The sequence below is a fragment of the Acetobacter tropicalis genome, assembly GCF_001580915.1.
Classification (GTDB): Bacteria; Pseudomonadota; Alphaproteobacteria; order Acetobacterales; family Acetobacteraceae; genus Acetobacter; species Acetobacter tropicalis.
In genome coordinates, this window is record NZ_LHZQ01000060.1 from 1 (window position 1) to 1,295 (window position 1,295).

Genomic DNA, 1,295 nt, shown 5'->3' on the forward strand with positions numbered 1-1,295 from the left:
GAGCTGGTTTCAAAACCAGGGGGTTTTTAGAACCCTCCACGTCAGCACCATCATGGGCAGACTAGAAAAAATGGGTGTAATCAGTCGCGAACGAAGGAAAATTGAAGAAATGCAGGATCGAGGCGTAGCTGTGTATTTTATCAAGCCGTATTTGACATGCACTCGCCGGACACTCACAAAACACAGGTAGCCAAAACCCCTTTAACCATGCAGTTAGAACTACTTCAATATAGGAAAATATAAAAATTATGCTAATACCTTATCCTAATATTAACCCTGTTTTTTTCTCTATACTTGGAATTCCTATTCGCTGGTACGGAATATCTTATATTGCTGGAATTCTATTTTCTTTGGAATTTAGCAAAAAAATAATGAAAACAAATCCATTCATAATGAGTGAAGAAAAAGTTGATGAATTATATATTTATGGATTTTGGGGAGTATTGTTAGGAGGCAGAATAGGATATATACTATTTTACGATTTATATAATTATACAAATAATCCAATAGGAATAATTAAAATATGGCATGGCGGAATGTCTTCGCATTGTGGATTTATTGGTGTAACTATCGCTATTTGTTATTTTTCTATAAAAAATAATTTTAAAATACTTTCGATATCCGACAGGATACTGGTTTCTGTGCCTGTCGGGCTTGGTTTGGGACGATTAGCTAATTTTGTAAATCAAGAACTAATAGGAAGAATAGCATCGGAAGATGCCTTATTTAAAATAATATATCCGAATTATGGGCTTCCAGCACGATATCCATCAGAGCTTTTTGAAGCATTTGGAGAGGGTTTGTTTTTATTTATTATTATGTTTTCTATATTCAAATTTCATTACATAAGAATTAGAAGGGGTGTACTAACAGGCGTATTCTTGTTTGCATACGGGTTAGTTAGAGTAATTTGCGAAAATTTTAGGCAACCCGACAGCCAAGTAGGCTTTCTCTATGATGGAATAACAATGGGCCAAATTCTATCCGTACCATTATGCCTTACAGGATTAACTATCATTGCAATCTCTACAATCAAACATAACCAATCCACTTTAAAAGTTATGGATAAGTTATGAAATTAATAATGGAGAGGGTACGAAAACCCTCTTTTTAATCAATTTGAAATTATAATCCATTGATATTATTGCATAACATAAATATAAACAAGTGTTTTTAGAGGTAAATGATCATTTTTATTATTAAAATATGCAATATGCTATATTATATATAATAAATCGATTTAATTCTGTATAAACTGGAGGGTTCTAAAAACCCCCTGGTTTTGAAACCAGCTC

1 protein-coding gene and 1 pseudogene are annotated in these 1,295 nt (G+C 32.8%); both read left to right on the top strand.

Annotated elements, in window-relative coordinates:
• A pseudogene (locus tag AD944_RS17170) lies at positions 1–190 on the top strand (hypothetical protein); the annotation flags it as partial.
• A 58-nt stretch (positions 191–248) separates the two neighbouring features.
• Positions 249–1,076 (top strand): prolipoprotein diacylglyceryl transferase, encoded by an 828-nt coding sequence (gene lgt / locus AD944_RS16005; RefSeq protein ID WP_082784168.1) that lies wholly within the window; start codon positions 249–251, stop codon positions 1,074–1,076.
• The last annotated feature ends 219 nt before the right edge of the window (positions 1,077–1,295 follow it).

Bases quoted from the DNA above. Each gene is read 5' to 3' on its own strand.
- lgt (WP_082784168.1), top strand. From the start codon at position 249: ATGCTAATACCTTATCCTAATATTAACCCTGTTTTTTTCTCTATACTT.